The sequence below is a fragment of the Peptoniphilus ovalis genome (assembly GCF_018919265.1).
In the GTDB taxonomy this organism is placed as follows: domain Bacteria; phylum Bacillota; class Clostridia; order Tissierellales; family Peptoniphilaceae; genus Peptoniphilus_A; species Peptoniphilus_A ovalis.
Genome location: NZ_JAHLQO010000005.1, coordinates 164,025 through 181,686 on the forward strand (window position 1 = coordinate 164,025; position 17,662 = coordinate 181,686).

General features: G+C 31.2%; 19 protein-coding genes. 3 read left to right on the top strand and 16 right to left on the bottom strand.

Going from position 1 to position 17,662, the window contains the following annotated elements:
* Positions 1–444: an Hsp20/alpha crystallin family protein gene (locus tag KQI68_RS08305; protein WP_216549673.1), complete on the bottom strand. Its 444-nt coding sequence runs from the start codon at positions 442–444 to the stop codon at positions 1–3.
* Between the two features lie 318 nt (positions 445–762).
* On the opposite strand from KQI68_RS08305, the gene KQI68_RS08310 reads away from it, so the two are divergent.
* Positions 763–1,944: a sodium/glutamate symporter gene (locus tag KQI68_RS08310; protein ID WP_216549674.1), complete on the top strand. Its 1,182-nt coding sequence runs from the start codon at positions 763–765 to the stop codon at positions 1,942–1,944.
* Positions 1,945–2,213: 269 nt separating this feature from the next.
* On the opposite strand, the gene KQI68_RS08315 is transcribed toward KQI68_RS08310, so the two are convergent.
* Genes KQI68_RS08315 through murB form a run of 5 tightly spaced genes read right to left on the bottom strand, consistent with a single transcriptional unit; the run spans position 2,214 to position 6,522 of the window.
* Entirely contained in the window at positions 2,214–2,735 is a 522-nt protein-coding gene (locus KQI68_RS08315; protein WP_216549675.1) for a HutD family protein, read from the bottom strand.
* A 1-nt stretch (position 2,736) separates the two neighbouring features.
* Positions 2,737–3,753 (bottom strand): type 2 isopentenyl-diphosphate Delta-isomerase, encoded by a 1,017-nt coding sequence (gene fni, locus KQI68_RS08320; RefSeq protein ID WP_216549676.1) that lies wholly within the window; start codon positions 3,751–3,753, stop codon positions 2,737–2,739.
* A gap of 43 nt (positions 3,754–3,796) precedes the next feature.
* Positions 3,797–4,777, bottom strand: coding sequence for a gluconeogenesis factor YvcK family protein (locus KQI68_RS08325; protein WP_216549677.1), 981 nt, complete (start codon positions 4,775–4,777; stop codon positions 3,797–3,799).
* A complete protein-coding gene (gene rapZ / locus KQI68_RS08330; RefSeq protein WP_216549678.1) occupies positions 4,762–5,628 on the bottom strand; it encodes an RNase adapter RapZ in 867 nt (288 codons plus the stop codon). The genes KQI68_RS08325 and rapZ overlap by 16 nt, the downstream gene beginning before the upstream one ends.
* A complete protein-coding gene (murB, locus tag KQI68_RS08335) occupies positions 5,629–6,522 on the bottom strand; it encodes a UDP-N-acetylmuramate dehydrogenase (RefSeq protein ID WP_216549679.1) in 894 nt (297 codons plus the stop codon). It lies immediately after the preceding gene.
* A 145-nt stretch (positions 6,523–6,667) separates the two neighbouring features.
* On the opposite strand from murB, the gene KQI68_RS08340 reads away from it, so the two are divergent.
* Complete coding sequence (locus tag KQI68_RS08340; RefSeq protein WP_216549680.1) at positions 6,668–7,171, top strand: type 1 glutamine amidotransferase domain-containing protein; 504 nt, start codon at positions 6,668–6,670, stop codon at positions 7,169–7,171.
* A 46-nt stretch (positions 7,172–7,217) separates the two neighbouring features.
* The gene (locus KQI68_RS08345; protein WP_216549681.1) at positions 7,218–8,615 is read left to right on the top strand and encodes an aldehyde dehydrogenase family protein; all 1,398 of its coding nucleotides are present in this window, start codon (positions 7,218–7,220) and stop codon (positions 8,613–8,615) included.
* A gap of 351 nt (positions 8,616–8,966) precedes the next feature.
* Here KQI68_RS08345 and KQI68_RS08350 read toward each other — a convergent pair whose 3' ends face one another.
* The 10 genes from KQI68_RS08350 to KQI68_RS08395 form a co-directional block, all read right to left on the bottom strand.
* Positions 8,967–9,437: a glutathione peroxidase gene (locus tag KQI68_RS08350; RefSeq protein WP_216549682.1), complete on the bottom strand. Its 471-nt coding sequence runs from the start codon at positions 9,435–9,437 to the stop codon at positions 8,967–8,969.
* 51 nt (positions 9,438–9,488) lie between these two features.
* Entirely contained in the window at positions 9,489–9,971 is a 483-nt protein-coding gene (locus KQI68_RS08355; protein ID WP_216549765.1) for a ferritin, read from the bottom strand.
* A gap of 79 nt (positions 9,972–10,050) precedes the next feature.
* Complete coding sequence (locus KQI68_RS08360; protein ID WP_216549683.1) at positions 10,051–12,156, bottom strand: alpha/beta hydrolase family protein; 2,106 nt, start codon at positions 12,154–12,156, stop codon at positions 10,051–10,053.
* Positions 12,157–12,183: 27 nt separating this feature from the next.
* Positions 12,184–13,077, bottom strand: coding sequence for a PSP1 domain-containing protein (locus KQI68_RS08365; RefSeq protein ID WP_216549684.1), 894 nt, complete (start codon positions 13,075–13,077; stop codon positions 12,184–12,186).
* Positions 13,074–14,012 carry a DNA polymerase III subunit gene (locus KQI68_RS08370; protein ID WP_216549685.1) on the bottom strand — a complete coding sequence of 313 codons (939 nt, stop codon included), beginning with the start codon at positions 14,010–14,012 and terminating at the stop codon, positions 13,074–13,076. The genes KQI68_RS08365 and KQI68_RS08370 overlap by 4 nt, the downstream gene beginning before the upstream one ends.
* Entirely contained in the window at positions 14,012–14,296 is a 285-nt protein-coding gene (locus KQI68_RS08375; protein WP_216549686.1) for a cyclic-di-AMP receptor, read from the bottom strand. Before KQI68_RS08375 ends, KQI68_RS08370 begins: the two co-directional genes overlap by 1 nt.
* Before the next feature lie 8 nt (positions 14,297–14,304).
* The gene (locus KQI68_RS08380) at positions 14,305–14,631 is read right to left on the bottom strand and encodes a cyclic-di-AMP receptor (RefSeq protein ID WP_216549687.1); all 327 of its coding nucleotides are present in this window, start codon (positions 14,629–14,631) and stop codon (positions 14,305–14,307) included.
* Positions 14,631–15,239 (bottom strand): dTMP kinase, encoded by a 609-nt coding sequence (tmk, locus tag KQI68_RS08385; RefSeq protein ID WP_216549688.1) that lies wholly within the window; start codon positions 15,237–15,239, stop codon positions 14,631–14,633. Before tmk ends, KQI68_RS08380 begins: the two co-directional genes overlap by 1 nt.
* Positions 15,236–16,588 carry an aminotransferase class I/II-fold pyridoxal phosphate-dependent enzyme gene (locus KQI68_RS08390; RefSeq protein WP_216549689.1) on the bottom strand — a complete coding sequence of 451 codons (1,353 nt, stop codon included), beginning with the start codon at positions 16,586–16,588 and terminating at the stop codon, positions 15,236–15,238. The genes tmk and KQI68_RS08390 overlap by 4 nt, the downstream gene beginning before the upstream one ends.
* 50 nt (positions 16,589–16,638) lie before the next feature.
* Positions 16,639–17,625, bottom strand: a complete 987-nt coding sequence (locus KQI68_RS08395) for a biotin--[acetyl-CoA-carboxylase] ligase (protein WP_216549690.1) — start codon at positions 17,623–17,625, stop codon at positions 16,639–16,641.
* Between the last annotated feature and the right edge of the window lie 37 nt (positions 17,626–17,662).

Genomic DNA, 17,662 nt, shown 5'->3' on the forward strand with positions numbered 1-17,662 from the left:
TTATTCTATTTCTATTTTTTTGTTTTTCTTTTCATCAACTTTCTTAGGAACAGTGATTTCAAGAATGCCGCCATCAAGTTTAGCAGACATATTATCTTCGTCAATATCCTTAAAGAACATCCTTCTTACCATCTTAGAAGATTTTCTTTCTCTGTGAATATAATTTTTTTCTTTGTCATCTTCGTTTACTTCTTCATTTTTTTCAGCTGAAATTGTAAGTCTTCCATCTTCGAAGTCTACATCAATTTCATCTTTTGAATAACCAGGAAGCTCTGCTTCGATTTTATAAGCATTTTCATCATCAATAACATCAACTTTAAAAGAAGCTGATCTCATTGCCCTTTGTGGTGTGAATCCATCATTAAAGAAAGAATCAATCATGTCATAGAAATCGTCAAATCTTCCATCTCTTAATAAATTACTTTCATATGGTCTGATACTCATTATAAAACTCCCCTTTTTCTTAAAATATCTATATTAAAATTAGCAGCCATTAGTTCTCTCTGCTAACTGTAATTATATTATAGGTCATAGGTCAAAGAATGTCAAGGATATTTTTGACCTTTTTTGACTTTTTTTGAATAATTTATAAAAATAATATCGGCAATATCAAATTAATTTCTAAGATTTTACTAATTTTTGTAAATTATTTTGTTGACCAGCTAAATTTAAAATGTTAAAATCACCTCATTACAATAATATATTTAAATATTGGATAAATTTAATACAATTATTGTTTTAATTACTTAATGGAGGACTAATATGGTTTTTGAATTTGATTTACTCGCAACTACAGCCATTGGATGTGCAGTTGCATTATTTGGTCAAAAAATAGTAAAAAGTAGCAAAAAGCTACAGGAATGGGCAATCCCTGCACCAGTTGTGGGAGGTTTAATTGTTGCAATTTTATTTTCAATTCTCCGTGGTGCAGAAATTGTAGATGTTAAATGGGACAAAACTTTATCATCATTTTTGATGAATGTATTCTTCACTTGTGTTGGATTTGGATTTTCACTTAAAATTTTAAAAATGGGTTCTCACTATGTTTGGCCAATCTTTTGGACTATTACACTTGGTGTAATATTACAAGGTAGCGTTGGAATTATAATCGCAAAAATTTTCGGACTTCACGAACTTATTGGTGTCAATGCAACAACTGGTGCCAATGCAGGTGGTCCGGGAACAGCCGCAGCCTTTGGTGAAATGTATGAAGCTCTTGGTGCCACAGGCTCTCTTGAAGCAGGAGTTGCCGCAGCTACAATTGGACTTGCACTGGGTTCACTTTCAGGTGGTCCTGTTTCTGCAATGCTTATAAAAAGATTTAATCTTAAATCTGATCCAAAAGACTTAGAGCTTAAAAGCACTGAACATGATGATGCTAAACTAGACATTCCAAGATTATTTAGAATGGTGAGTATGATTTTAATTATTGGGGCACTTGGTATTCCAATTCAATGGGTATTAAATAAGATTTCAGTAATTGAAATGCCTTACTTTATAGGAATGTTATTTGCAGGAGCAATTTGTAGAAACATTGTTGAAGCAGCAAATATAGATTATTACGAACCTGAAATTCACACTATTGAATCAATTAGTTTAAGCATCTTCCTTGCAATTACAGTAATGACAATGGACTTAACACAAATACTTCACATGCTTGGACCTATTGCTGTAATGGTTGTATGTAGCTTTGGTATTACAATTCTATTTGCTTACTTTGTAGTATTTAGAGCTTATGGAAAAGACTATGCAGCAGCAGTAATGACAACTGGTTTTATTGGAACAATGATGGGTTCCGGTACAAATGCCATAGCCAATGAACAATCACTAATGGACACTTACGGATACTCTCACCTAGCTTGGGTGCTATTCCCTGCAATCTCAGTACTTGCAGTAGATATATCAAATCCACTTTATATGTCTTTAGTGTCAGGATTATTTTAATAAATTTTGTAAATTTTTATTTGGAATTTTAGAGAATATTAAATTTGTTTTTCATTAAACCCTATATATAAGAGCAAATATTGTTTTAAAATTCCATTATCATAATAAAAATTTGATCACCCTCCTTGGTAAACCAAGGAAGGTGATTTTTTTCTTATTACTTTTCATTGGAATAAGTTTTTATTTGGTGTTTTTACTAAGCCAGCAGAAAACCAGTTAGATCAATTTTGCAAAATAAAAAAGTAGATGCAAAACACCTACTTTTAAAATTAAAATTCAGCTATAATTATTTTTCCATTCCCAATAATTTCAACTTCTTCATTTTCTAAATAAACTGCAGAAAATTCTTCAAATTTTTCTCCATTTGCTTTAAGTCTATTATCGTAGTTAAAAATTATTGCCTTGTCATGGACTTTATATTTAAAATCATTTATATTTAGAGAGTACATCTTTGCATGGACTCCTTTTTTTATTATTAGATTAAAATCTCTCACATCTCCAGAGGATTTTGTCTGTGCATCTCCATCGAAAAATAGTACTTCATAAGGGTTTAGTTCATACTCTTCTCCCCTTGTCTTTATATTCATCACATTGTCAATTGGTGTGATGTATCTATAAAATCCATTGTATGGAGTGTATGTTGATTCTTCTAATTCACAAGTTGCCGTTGAAATTCTAAGGTCAAAGTTTTTCTCTGAAACACTTGCTTCTTCCGGATAGATGAAAACTTCTGTTGTCACTCCGCCAGACCATTTTGAGTCTTTAAATTCATCTCTTTTTATAAATTTCATTTCAGTCCTCCAAGAGATCTTTTAATTTTCCTGTTACTTTGTAATCTACTTTTTGAAGCTCTTCTATATTTGTAGCTCCATTAAGCATCATAAGCATCTTAGTCTTATAGATTAAGCCTTCAATGTATTTTAAAGTGTATTCATATCCACCTCTAACAAGGAAAGACAAGATTTCTCCACTTATGCCAACCATTGAAGCTCCTATTACTAAACTTTTTACAATATCAAGAGAAGTCTTAACTCCGCCTGATGATATTATATTTAAATCAGCAAGGTCTAATTTTTTTGCTTCGATAACTGCAAGAGCTGTTGGAATTCCCCATGAGAATATATCTGAAAAATCATTATTTGCATCTCTTAGGTTTTCAATTTCTAAAAAGTTTGTGCCGCCATGCCCTGATACGTCAATATTTCTAACTCCAAGGTCATAAAGCCTTTTTACATTTTTCTTAGAAATTCCATGTCCAACTTCTTTTATTATCACTGGCACTTCTGATGCCCTTACAATTTCTTCTATATTATTCAAAATCCCCTTAAAATTTCTTTCCCCTTCAGCTTGAGCAAGTTCATGCCCTGGATTTAAGTGAATTTGAATTGCATCTGCTGATATTAAATCCACTGCTTTTTTTGCATCTTCTGCGTTTGAAAATCCGCTTAAGTTTGAAATTACAATTCCATCTTTTATGACTTTTCTAACAATTTCAAAGGAAGTTTTTGAATCTTCGTCTTCAAGGGCAATTGTTTGAGATCCAACTGCCATAGGAATGTTAAAATGATTGGCAATTTCTGCCAAGCCTTTATTTATATCTTCGGAAAGACTACTTCCCCCTGTCATTGCGTTAATCATAAGTGGAAATTCCACTTTTTTATTTAAAAATTCAACACTTGTGTCAATTTCCGAAAAATCAATTTCTGGAAGAGAATCATTATATAAAAAGATATTTGAAAATAGAGCATTGCCTTCATATGTGCTTTTTAGAAAATTTTCTATATGCTCTGTCTTTCTATACTTTCTCATTTAATCCGCTCCTAACTTTCTAAAATCAAATAAATAATATCATCTAAAGTGAATTATTGCAACAAAAGAGCTCATTTATAGCTCTGCCTATTTTGTGTCCATCGTGACGAACAAGTCTATCTTCAATGTCGATAAAATCGCCTTCAATTAATTTAATATTTCTATCGTTAAAATATTTTCTGTCATCATCTGTTACAAAAATTGGCTTGGAATCCTCTTTATTAAAATAATATTCGTAATAATTTTCTGGCGCCTTTTTATTATTTGCAATTACAATGTCTATTAAATCTTTTTTCATATGCTTACTAATTGCCTTTACATGATCGCTAAGAGAGTAGCCTATTGTCTCTCCCCTTTGTGTCATAACATTTCCAATATATATTCTTTTTGCCTTTGTCTTTTCTAGTGCTTCATTAATTCCTGCAACTAAAAAGTTTGGAATTATCGAAGTGTAAAGTGAGCCCGGTCCAATTATTACTATATCAGCTTCATCTATTGCCTTTAGTGCTTCTTTATTTGCCTTTGGATAGTGTGGAATCATGCTCATTTTTTCGATAGAAGTGTCAAGTCTATAACACATCTTTGGAATATAGGATTCCCCCACAACTTTATCCTTTGAAGAAAACTCTGCAACTAAGTGAGTTTCATCAAAGGTAACTGGAAGTACCCTTCCCGTAATATTAAATACACTTGACATCTCCATTAGTGCCTTGTCAAAAGATCCGTTGATATCAGCAAGTGCTGCTATTAAAATATTTCCAACATTTTGATTTTTAAGTGTGCCTGAATTAAATCTGTACTCAATTAATTCTTTTAAAACTTCATCTGTGTTTGACAGTGCAACAAGACATCTTCTCACATCTCCTGGAGGAAGGATTTTTAATTCTTCTCTTAGAATTCCACTTCCTCCGCCGTCATCAGACATAGAAACTATGGCAGAAATGTCTTTTGTGTAGTCCTTAAGTCCCTTTAAAACTGTAGAAATTCCCGTTCCACCGCCCAGGACTGCTATCTTTTTTTCCATAAATTTTTCTCCATATCTCTATGCGTTACATAGGTTGATGAATAATCTTTTTTTAGAATGCGTCCAATTTCTTCGGCAATTACAACGGAGCGATGGAAGCCACCAGTACATCCTATTCCAATTTTTAGGACTCTTTTTTGTTCAGTCATGTAATTTGGAATTAAAAATTTAAAAAAGTCTATTGCTCTTTCTAAAAATTCTTGTGTTACATCGAAGTTCAACACGAAATTTTTTACTTCTTCATCAAGTCCGTTGACATCTCTAAACTTTTCAATATAATATGGATTTGGAAGAAATCGCACATCCAAGACAATGTCTGCATCTTTTAAGATTCCGTCCTTGTAACCAAAGCTTGAAATTTCAATTGGAAAACTTTCCTTCTCATCGTAGGACATAAATGCCATAATTTGATTTCTAAAATTTTTGGTAGAAAGTCCCGTTGTGTCAATTACAAAATCTGAATCCTGTTTTATCTTTTCTAATGCTGTTTCTTCGAACTTGTATCCTTCAACAATTGACTTATTCATTGGATGAGGGCGTCTTTGTTCCTTGTATCTTGCAATAATTGTCTCCATATCTGCATACAAAAATATAATTTTTAAATCAATATGCATGGATTTGATTTCATTGAGTGCATTATAAAGTGAGTCGAAAAATTCTCCCGACCTTAAATCCATTACAACTGCAACTTTTTCAAAGTTTTTGCTCTTTGCATCAAGTGCCATTTCACAAAATTTAGGTATTAGAGCAGGTGCGAGATTATCCATTGCATAATAGCCCATGTCTTCAAAGACATCTAGCGCAAAACTTTTGCCTGATCCGCTCATTCCCGTAATTATAATTAATTGCATTTAATCACCAATTATCTTTACTTCTCTTTCGAGATTTACTCCAAATCTATCTCTTACAATTTTTTGAACTGTCTCTATTGTCTCTATTACATCCATTGCCGTTGCATTATTTTTATTTACAACAAAACCGCAGTGCTTTTCGCTAACTCCTGCTCCCCTGTGAGTAAAGCCACGAAGTCCCGAATCATCTATTAATTTTCCTGCAAAATATCCTTCTGGTCTTTTAAAAGTTGAGCCTGCAGAAGGAAGATTTAGCGGCTGCTTATCTCTTCTTCTCTCATCAAATTCTTCGTACTTAGCTCTTATTTCATCTTTATTTCCATGTTCAAGTAAAAAACTTGCACCAAGCACAATTAAGTCTCTCTCTTGAACTACGGAATGTCTGTAAGAAAATTTCATCTCGTGAAGGGGAAGCTCAATTACATTTAAATCTTCGTCAAGAAGTCTCACAGATTTTATTACATTTTTAAGCTCTCCATCATAGGCACCTGCATTCATTACAACTCCCCCGCCAAGAGAACCTGGTATGCCGTGGGCAAATTCAAGGCCTTTAAGAGAGTTTTCCATTGCAAATTCTGAAAGTCTCTTCATAGAAATTCCTGCTCCAGCATAAATCTCGTTATCCGAAACTTTTTCTATTTCATTTAGCCTTCCCTTTAGCTTAATTATTATTCCGTCAAATCCATTGTCTTTGACAATAATATTAGTACAATTCCCTAAAATATAATATTTATAATTATTCTCCTTAATCACTTTTAATATTTCAATTAGAGATTCTTCGTCCTTAGGTTTTATTAAAAGTTCAGCTGGACCACCTACATTAAATGAAGTGTGGTTTTTCATAGGTTCATCGTAGTAAAATTCCCCAAGATTTTCATTTATATTAAATTTCATAAAACACCTCAATTTATTATTACTTTAATTATATCATTAAAGGCAATTAATATTTAGACTTAAAAGATTAAAAAACGCTTTGTTTTATCTCATTATCTTAGGGTATAAAAAAATTAAGACCATGTATATGATAAAGGAGGAATTTATGAAGAAAGTTGCAATATTACTAGAAAATTTATTCAATGCACAAGAATTTATATACCCTTACCATAGATTACGTGAAGATTTTGAGGTGCATGTAATTAGTCCAGAAAAGGGCAAAGAATACAAATCAGAAAATGGCGAAAAATTTACAAGCACTCACGAAATTTCAGAAGTTTCTGCGTCTGATTATGAAGGAGTATACATCCCTGGTGGATATTCTCCTGATAAAATGCGTGTCAACGAAGATTTGTTAAAATTTGTTTCAGCACTGAATGATGCTAAAAAACCAATTGCCACAGTATGTCACGGACCTTGGGTTCTTGCTTCTGCAATTGATTTAAAGGGCAAAAAAGTTACAAGCACTAAAAATATTAAAGATGATTTAGTACACGCAGGTGCTGATTGGGTGGACGAAGAAGTTGTTGTTTGCGAAAACATTGTTACAAGTCGTACACCAGTAGATTTACCAGCTCATGTTAAGGCATTTGTAAATCTATTAAAATAATTTGGCTTTTAGGGTGCTTCGGCACTCTTTTTTTATTGGAGGATTTATGAAGCATACAGATTTTAACGAAATTGAAGAAAAATTTAATAAAATTAGTAACTTTTATAATTCTAAGAAAACTAAAGATATACTCTTTCGCAAAAATCAATTGAAATCTCTTTTAAAAACTATTCAAAATCACAAGGAAGATATTTATGCTGCTTTAAAAAAAGATTTAAACAAGAGCAGTCGTGAAGCATTTTTGACAGAATATCTATTAGTAGTAGAAGAAATAAATCACATGACTAATCATTTATCTTCTTATGCCAAGACTAAAAAGAAATTCCCTGGAATGACACAAGTTCCTGGCATTTTAGAAATTAGAAAAGAATCTTTTGGAAAAGTTTTAATAATAAGTCCTTGGAATTATCCTTTCCAACTTGCAATGGTGCCATTAATAGGTGCAATCGCTGCAGGAAATACTGTGATTTTAAAACCTTCTGAATTTTCTCAAAGCACTAGCGATGTTCTGGAATTGATATTAAAAGAAGCCTTATATGAAGGTCTATGTGAAGTTGTATTTGGAGAAGCAGAAGAGGCCGAGTATCTTTTAAATCTCAATTTTGATAAAATATTTTTCACTGGAAATCCTAGAGTTGGAAAAATTGTAATGGAGAATGCAGCAAAAAATTTAATTCCCGTAACACTTGAACTTGGTGGCAAGTCCCCTGCAATTATTCATGCTTCAGCTGATATAAAAGATGCAGCTAAAAAAATTGCCTTTGGTAAAACTATGAATTCAGGACAAACTTGTGTTGCACCAGACTTTGTATTAGTTCCTAAGTATTTGAAAGAAGAATTTATTTCTGAAATTTTAAGAGTATTTGATGAGTCCTTTCCCACTGAAAAATATTTTAGAAGGTACTATCCATGGATGAATAAGGAAACTAGATTTAATAGGATGATTGAGCTTTTAGAAGGATTGGAAGTTCTAACAAATAAAGATAGTATTTTCTTTAGAGACACACTTCAAATTTTTCCATGCGTAGTTGATGAACCTTCATGGGAATATAGAATTATGCAGGAAGAAATATTTGGGCCACTTCTTCCAGTTTTAACTTATGAAAGTGAAGATGAACTTTTTAAATTATTTAAAAATAAAGAAAAACCACTTGCACTCTATGTGTTTTCAGAGGATAAAAAATTTGTAGAAAATACTGTACAAGAAATTGACAGTGGAGGAGTTTGTGTAAATGATACACTCCTTCATATATCATCAAGTAAAGCACCCTTTGGAGGAGTTGGAAACTCAGGAATGGGAGAGTATCATGGGAAATATAGCTTTGATACTTTTTCTAGAGAAAGGACAGTTTTGAAAAAATTTAAGTTTTTTGACTTTGGGTTTAGGTATCATCCTTTTAAAGAAAGTTTTATGTATGAGGTTTTAAGGAGGATTTATAAATAAGTTTTGGGATAATTTTGATTATGTTTTTTGTAAAGCTGAAGCTTTGAATTAATTTGTAGGGGCATTAGGACGTTGCGATGAAGCCCTAGCACAAAATCTATGATTTTGTAGCAGGTCTCATGCCACTATTTGTCCAAATCTTTGATTTGGCAACAAATATCGGCTGCTCCTAATCCCCTCCAAAAATAAAAATAAAAACTTATTTTAAGAAAATATTAAATTAATTTTTAAAATTATAGTACTTATACTATTAATACATAATTATAAAAAGGGCAGTCCTAAAGGACAGCCCTAAAATTCTAAAAAATATTTTTATAAACTTTTTCAAGTTTATATTTTTCTAAAATATTATTATAAATATTTCTTAATATCTTCCTCAATATCTTCTGGAGTAGTTGCAGAAGCAAATCTATCAACTACATTTCCTTCTCTATCTATTAAAAATTTTGTAAAATTCCACTTAATTCTATCTCCAGCAATTCCGCCTTGTTCTGATTTAAGGAAAGTGTAAAGTGGATCTTCATTTTTTCCATTTACATCAATTTTTGACATCATTGGAAAGCTAACGCTAAATGTCAAATCACAGAAGTTTTTAATTTCTTCATTTGTTCCTGGTTCTTGACCGCCAAATTGATTGCATGGAAATCCCAAGATTACAAAACCTTCATCTTTGTATTTTTGATACAAATCTTCAAGTCCCTTGTATTGTTTTGTAAATCCACATTTACTTGCAGTATTTACTATTAGCACAATTTTTCCCTTAAACTCTTCCATCGAAAGGTCGTTTCCATCAATATCTTTAACTGTATAATCGTAAAACATAATTCCTCCTAAAATAAAAAAGATACCCCATAAGGAGTATCTTTATAAAAATTATCTTTGTCCAAGTTCTCCATCGTAAATATAAAGACCTGCCCAGCTTTCGTTGATTCTTTCAAGTCTTTCGATGATTCCTCTAAATGTATCTTCTTCTTCAACTTGTTCGTCAACAAACCATTGTAAAACTGATTTTGCTCTGTGATCATTTTCTTCAATAGCTAAATCATAAAGTTCGTGAATTCTCTTTGTTACTTCTTTTTCATGTTCTAATGCAGTTTTGAAAGTTTCTGTAAAGTTACCAAATTCTTCTTGTGGCTTTGGAATTTCTGCAAGAACTGGTTTTTCATCTATATCAAATAAAAATTCTCTAAATTTTTCAGCGTGTTCGAATTCTTCTTCGGCTTGTTTGTAAAAGAAGTGAGCGAAACCGTCCATGCCCTTGTCTTTTACATAGTGTGCCATAGAGATATAAATATATCCTGATTCGATTTCAAAATTGTATTGTTCATTTATTGCTTTTATTAATTTACTCATAATAATGATTCCTCCTAAAATTTATTTTCATTGGCCTATCGCCTCTACATTTATTATACCCTGATTTTATCAGTCTAAACATTTAAGTGCTAATTCCTAAATTATCTAGAGAAATATTTATATCATCTTTTAAATTAAATTCAATTTTATTTATGTCATCTGTATTAAATTCCGGATTTTTTTTCTTAAAATCTTCAAGTGGAATTCTCACCGTTTGTGGTGCATACATATTTAAATAATCATCAAGTAAATAATCAAATTTGTATTTAAAAGTCTTAGTCATTGGCGTTAGATTTATATAATCTTTCAAATTAACTCTTGCAGTATTTCCCCAAGAATCTTGAAGTTCTACATCAATACTATTAGCCACATCGACATTTTCTTCATTTACAATGTCAAATTGCAAAGTGCTTCCGCTGAAGTTTATCTTTTCACTAAGTCTTATGGAATACTTACTATCTTCTTTTGAATTTAGAAAAACTGCCTTAGAATCTGAACTAGAAAGTCCATATTCTTGGCTGTCCTCATAAATTTTTCTCATATCGTTAAAACTTATGATGCCACCATTAACTGAAGCTGTTAATAAATCATAATCTTCTTCAAAGTTTGAAATATTTTCAAAACCTGACTCCATGTATCTTGAATAGTAATTTGTTTCCGGGAAGTCTTCGTATTCATAAGGTCCTTTTTTAAAAAGTTCTCTATTGTATATTTTTCCAAATGAGTTTTCTAAAAAGTTTAAAGTGTAAAGGCATAGTATTTTTTCTTGGTCCTTTGCCCTTAGTAATTCTTTGCGATTTAAGAAAAATCCTTCAGGCGGATCATTGTCAAAGTCCTTCCAAAGTGAATTGAAGTTTCCATGATTACCATATCCAAAATAAACTGCTGCCTTAAAATAATCACTCTCAGAGGAAAAATTCACATTGTCATATTGAAGCATGCTTTCAAATCCTTCTACGTCAGAATCATTTGTCCCGCCTATTGCAAGATAATTTACATCTTTAAGCATTAGATAACTATCAGCAGGTCTGTATTGGTCGTAAGTTCCCGCAACAGAAATAATTCCTAAAATATTAAAATTATAATCATGCTTAATATTTCCATTATCTGGATGAAGGTTTAAGTCGTTGAAATTATAAGCAATTGCCGCTGCTTCTGCTCCTCTTGAATGACCCATTAGTGCAATTTTTGAAGTGTCAAATCTATTGTATAACACACTAGATTCATCTCTATTTCTTTTGGAAATATTTTTTATATTTTCAAGAAGCAGCACTGCCCTTGCATCATTTTCATTTGAAAGTCCAAATTTTAAAAATCCATTTAACATATTCATATCAACAGATACAACTGCAATTCCTCTTTTTGCAAGATATTTGCCAAGATAATTGTAGCCAAGATAATTTTTTGTAGTAAATCTGTGATTTCCATGGGCAACGAAAAGAATTGGAGCATTTTTAACTCCCTTTGGTGCATAAATTCTTCCTGCTACGCTAACTTCATCAAGTCCCTTATTAAAATATTTCTTTCTAACTTTTTTTGTTCTCTTATTAGCTCCCACAAATTTTGTAAGATTAACTGGAGTTCCTTCATAGTCTATTATTTCAACTTGATATTTTTCAGCTTTTGATGAAATTTTATTTTTTTCAACTTCAGGTGTATAGATGACTTTTGAATCAAATCCTGGAAAAGCCATAAAAAATATTAAAGCCGCAATAATTATTCCACTTGGCACTGCAAATACAAGTGATTTTTTATTTTTATTTTTTATAAAACTTGTAATAGACTTTGAAAAAGCTACTACAACTATAAATGAAACTGCAATAAAAATAATATTGAAGTAATCTATATCCACATCATAAAGTGTTTCGTTATAAAAATATTTTAAAGCCCAAATTAAAATTATATATGTAGCAAGATTTTTTGCTCTAACTCTTTTTAACAAAAACATTAAGTGCTTTAAAATTTCTGCAAAAACAAAAAATAAAATAAAAAATATTGCACTTATTAATAAAACTGAAGCAACTGTAGGAATATTTAAATCAGTTAAATAATAATAGAAAAAAGTGGAAGCAAATAGTGAAATTATTATTGAAATTATTATTTGAAAACTTCTAGCATCTCCAAAGTGCTTTTTAAAAAATTGATTTATTTTAGTTGTTATTTTAATTAAAAAATTGTTAATTCTCATAATAATAGGATAAGCCAAAGCTTATCCTTAATCCCTCTCTAACTCTACTAATTCACTTTCGTCGTATTCTTCTACATTAAGTGATTTAGATTCATTTATAAAAGTTTTATTAAATTCTCTTGTTCTTCTCAAATCTGAAATATCCAGATATTCTACTTCTTTGCCATCGTCCACTTCATAAAATACTTTTACAAGTTCTTGAATAGTGTAAGTATCCATAACTGTTGCCCTGCCTCTTTTTGTTTTAACAATTTCTCCAGGTCTTGGCATTAATTTATTGATGCACTCGTATCCATCTTGTTCGTATTTCAAGCAGCACATAAGTCTTCCACAAATTCCAGAAATCTTACTTGGATTTAGGCTTAAGTTCTGATCCTTTGCCATTTTTATAGAAACTGGGCTAAATTCGGATAAAAATGTAGAGCAGCATGTCGCCCTTCCGCAACATCCAAGTCCTCCAACTAATTTCGCCTCGTCTCTTACTCCAATTTGTCTAAGCTCAATTCTAGTTTTAAAAATAGCCGCAAGGTCTCTAACTAATTCTCTAAAGTCAATTCTTCCGTCGGCTGTGAAATAAAATAAAAGCTTTGATCTATCAAATGTATACTCACAGGAAATGAGTTTCATATCAAGATTGTGTTCCTTTATTTTTTGCTCGCAAATAATTATTGCTTCTCTTGCCTTATTTCTATTTTCCACATTGATATTTTCATCTTCTTCAGTTGCAACTCGTATTACTGGCTTTAATTCGCCCTTTATTGAATCTTCGTCAACTTCCTTTAAAAGTTTTAAAGTTCCAAATTCAAGACCTCTAATGGTCTCAACAATTACATTTTCTTCTAATTCTAAATCTATATCAATGGGATCAAAATAATAGATTTTGCCAGTTCTTTTAAACCTAACTCCAGCTACCTCTATCATCTAACTCCCCCTATTTCCATTAATAGTGATTGTATATTTAAGTCTAAATTAATATTTTGCTCTTTTCTTATCATTGCATTTATAATTGCATCATAGGATTTAATTGCCCTATCAACACTAATATTCTGAAGTTTTAAAATATTTAATTTATCACTGTTCATCACTTTGTCTTCTCGATTTGTTTTTACATAAATTAAGTCTAGATACCATATTAACATAAAATTAAAAATTTCATCTAAACTATCTTTATTTTCCTTGAAAAAATCAATAAATTTAAAAATAAATGCGTCACTTCTTATTATTAAATCGAGAATTTTTATTATTTTATCTTTTCTCTCAACAAAACTTGGATCTTCAGAATATTTTATGGCAAGAGATACATTTCCATTGCAAAGTCTAGAGAATAATTTTGAATTTTCCTCTGATACTCCTCTAGATAAAAGCATCTCTTCAATTTTCTCTTCAGTAATATCCTGAAATTTTAAAATTCTGCATCTTGAGATAATTGTTGGAAGGATTTTTTTAAGTGAATTGGAAATCAAAATTAAAATCAAATAATCCATTGGCTCTTCTAAAGTCTTTAGAAGTGCATTCTGTCCTTCGACAGTAACTTTGTCAAAATCGTCTATTATTACAATTTTGTGATCTCCATTAAAGGGCATAGTAAAGGATTTATCGATTAACTCTTCTATTTCCTGTTTCTTAATACTTCCATCGCTCTTTATAATTTGTAAATCAGCATCTTCGTAATCATCAATTCCGCTGAAAAATCTAATACCATTTGCATCTTCATCTAAAATTTGTCTTGCAAAATTTTTCGCATGACTTAATTTTCCTATGCCCTTTGTCCCGTAAAATAAATAGGCGTGGCTATAGGATTTGTTTTTTAAATCTTGTTCAAGACTTTCTATTATCTTAAGATTTGCTAAAAACATTAGATTCTCTTTGATTCTTCAAGATCAACTACAAAAATTGTTGCACCCGAAATTTGGTAATCTCCCTCTTCTAAGTGAACATCTTCAGGTTCTGTTAATTCTTTAAATATAGAATCAATTTTTTCTAATTCTTCTTCCTTGCATCCAAGTAAAAGTGTGCAGTTCCCTGATTTGAAAAATCCACCAGTTGAAGAAAGTCTTGTGACATATATTTCTTCATCTAAAAATCTATCTATTAGTGCATCTGCGTATTTTTCTTGAACTATTGCTATAATCATTTTCATATAATCACCTAATACTTTTTATAATCTACGACATTCATTACAAATAGAGTTGCACCGCCAACTTTTACTGTTATTGGCACAGGTATCATTGCTTGACCTGGAATATTTATTGGCTGAATAGTTCTTCTAACTTCACGTGTAGTGGAATTTTCTTCAACTATTTCCATAAATCTGTCATAATCCTCGTCTTCAATACCTGATAGCAATGTGCAGTTTCCGGATTTTAAAAATCCACCTGTTGAGCTAATCTTTGTAACTCTAAATTTATGTTGGTTTAGCACAGATATCAAGTTGTCACTATCGACATCTTGAACAATTGCTATTACAAGTTTCACTAAAGATCTCCCTTCTCTTCCAAGACCTTCATGCAGTCTCTGAAAACTTCTTCTATGCTTTTATTTGCATCTATAAAATAAAAATTTTCTTCTTTTTCTAAATTATTGTAAAAATCCCTGACTTTCTTGTGAAAATCTCTAGATTCTTCTTCAAGTCTGTCATAATCTTTTGAATCTTTTCTCTCTAATGTGTCTCTATTAGTCTTAAATACAAAAACAACATCAGGCTTTTTCATTCCAGTTGCAAAATTATTTATGCTCTTTATGTCTTTTATTTTCTGACCTCTTGCAGCTCCTTGATAAGCAAGCGATGATAAGACATATCTCTCACAGATTACATTTACTCCATCTTCTAGAGCGGGAATAATTTTTTCAAAAGTGTGTTGAGCTCTTGAAGCAGCGTATAGAAGTGCTTCTGTTCTCATATCCATTTCCTTGTTCTCTGTATCTAAAATTATATCACGAATCTTCTCGCCAATTTTAGTTCCACCAGGTTCTCTAGTTTTTATTACTCTGATGTTTCTCTTTAAAAGTTCGTCATAAACTAAATTTGCAATAGTTGATTTGCCTGAACCATCAGGTCCTTCAAAAGTTATAAACTGACTCATTTAACTACCTCAACTTTTCCTTCATAAAGACCTATTACTTCAATGCCAGCCTCTAGAAGTTTATCTATATTATATATTATATCTTTATTTATTCTTTCTCCAAAGGAAATTAATGGAATTCCCGGTGGATATGCTGCAATTATTCCTTTAGAAATTTTTCCATCAGAATCCTTATAATTAATTAATTCTCCATCGCTATAAAAAGCATCTGAAGGAATAAGCACAATCTCAGGCTTTATAAAATCTATTGGAGTTTCTATTATTTTATTAGTAACTTTTCCAAGTTTTAAAATCTCATCTTTAAATTTTTTAATTTCATCACTTGTGTTAATTGGAGAGATAAGAGCAAGTGCGTAGTATAAATCGCCCATTTCAAGTCTGATATCTCTGTCAAGAAGTTTATTTACCACTTCTTCACCAGTCATATTTTCTATGCTAAATAAAAACTTCATTGGATCATTTGCAATAATAGAAGGATGAGTTAAGTCTAAATCGTAATTAATATCTCTCTTTAATTTTTCCAAATCCATGGCTCTATTTTTTAGATCATCTCTTCCTACTTCATCCATGTATTTAATCCCTGCTTCAATTGAAAGCATAAGCAAGTATGAAGGAGAAGTGCTGTGATAAATATTTATATATTTTAAAATTTCTCTGTAAGAAAATTTATCAGTTCCAATGTGTAGAAGTGCAGTTTGTGTAAGTGATGGAATCATCTTGTGAGTTGAATTAATCACAAGATCCGCTCCTGCACTAAGAGCTGAATACTTCTTTAAATCTGAGAAATAAAGATGCGCACCATGAGCTTCATCCACTATTACTGTGATATTATTTTCGTGTAAGATTTCAATTAATTCTCTTAATTTTAAAATTCCACCGTAAAAGTTTGGACTAACAAGCAATGCCACTTTAATATTGTTATTTTTTATCTTTTCACGAAGTTCGTCTTCATCAATTCCAAAGAAAAGTGCCCTTTTATTATCATAAATTGTGTTTAAATAAACTGGATTTAAATTACTTAATACAAGAGCATTGTAAATACTTTTGTGAGCATTTCTCTGGATTAAAATTTCATCGTGAGGATTAGTCGCAGCAGCAATCGCTGTGTGAAGTGCTCCTGTTGAACCATTGTTAATTATAAAGGAATGTTTTGAACCGTAGATTCTACTTATTTCCTCGTGTAAATCCTTTATAACTCCACTTGGATTTAATAAATTATCAGTTGTAGAAATTTCAGTTAAGTCTAAATCAATAGACAGTGGGAAAAATTCCTTGCCCTTGTGACCAGGCATTCCAAAGGAAATTTTATTTCTGTAATTTTGTAATTCATCTAGTAAATGACTTTTCATCTTTTTTCCGCCTTTTTCTAATTATACTATAGTTTTAAACCATTTTAAAGTTAGGCCTTTTTGTAAAAATCTCCCTTTACAGAAACTTCTCCACTTGATAAAGTTAGCTTCTCGTCGCCAGTATCTACTATTAAATTTCCCTTTTCGTTAATGTCAATTCCAACTCCCTCGTAATCATTGCCATTTAGAGTAAAGGTTAAGTCTTTTCCAATGACAAGAGAATGCTCTTTATAATAATCGAGAACTTCACTATCATCTTTTACGAAATTATTTTCATAAAAGGCATTTATAATATTTGAAAGTATTTCATTTCTAATTACATCAGTGCCAATGTAACCTGCAATATTTTCTAAATCTTTAAAGCTTTCACCCTTTGGTTTGTTTACATTGATTCCAATTCCCACGATAACTGATTTAACTGTCTTTGTCTCAAAATCAGCATCGAGTTCAGAAAGTATTCCGCAGATTTTCTTGCCATCAATAAATAAATCATTGACCCATTTAATTTCAGTTTGTTTGCCAGTAGAACTTTTTATTCCTTCTGCAACTGAAACCGCAGCCTTTACAGTGATTAAATCAAAAAATGATATGTCAAATTGCTTTTCTGGGTGAAGAATTATAGAAAAGTAAACTCCACTATCTTTAGGAGATGTAAAGCTCTTGCCAGTTCTTCCCCTGCCTCCCTTTTGCATATTGGCTACAATTATTGTAAAGTCTTTAACTTCCTTAGAAGCTAACATTCTCTTAGCTTCAGTGTTTGTAGAGTCTATCTCATCGTATACAATAATATCAACGTCTTTTATCTCGTCTCTAAGACCTTTTCTAATGCCTTGAGATGATAACTTGTCGTCTTTCATAAGTAACTTGTAGCCGCTCTTAGTTTGGGAATCAATTTGAAATCCACGCTCTCTTAGAGAATTAATTGCTTTCCACACAGCAGTTCTAGAAACCTCTAATTTATCAGCAATATCTTGACCTGAAACATACTTATCTCTATGTTCTTCCAAATACTTTAATACCATATCCCTTGTCTTCATATAATCACCTTATCCTTGACATTTTCGTAAAAATCTT